Raw genomic sequence first — 364 nt, 5'->3', positions numbered from 1 at the left:
ATAATGTTCGGACTGAACTGACCGGTATTTTGTGTTGCAGAACCTTCATTTGTTGGTTCAGAGACAGAGGTGCGGACTTTGAGCGATATACGGCCTGGTCCCAGCACGGTCGGCATAAATTCCAGCCCGATCCCATACTCAATCTTGGCCAGCGTATTTGTACGCTTTCCGTCGTCGTCATAATCAACACTATCAAGAACGTTATATTCACCACCGACTTTAAATGCCGCTTTTTCACCCGAAATTGCAGTCAGTGTCGGTTCTGCGAGGGTTTTCATGGCACCTGCAGTTTCCATCGCTTGCAGGTAGCCACGGAAATTACTGGTACGAATACCGAGTACATTATTTGCATTTTCCGAAACAA

The 364-nt window shown here is 46.7% G+C and carries 1 protein-coding gene; it reads right to left on the bottom strand.

The genetic code is table 11. From position 1 onward, the window contains the following. Window positions 1–364: secretin GspD/PilQ domain-containing protein (locus tag HBA93_RS19340; protein ID WP_502910146.1), on the bottom strand; the 364-nt coding region annotated here is incomplete at both ends.

The organism is Ochrobactrum sp. SFR4 (assembly GCF_019730395.1).
GTDB lineage: Bacteria > Pseudomonadota > Alphaproteobacteria > Rhizobiales > Rhizobiaceae > Pseudochrobactrum.
The sequence above is the reverse complement of the archived record's forward strand: the minus strand, read 5'-3'. Positions and strand labels throughout refer to the sequence as shown.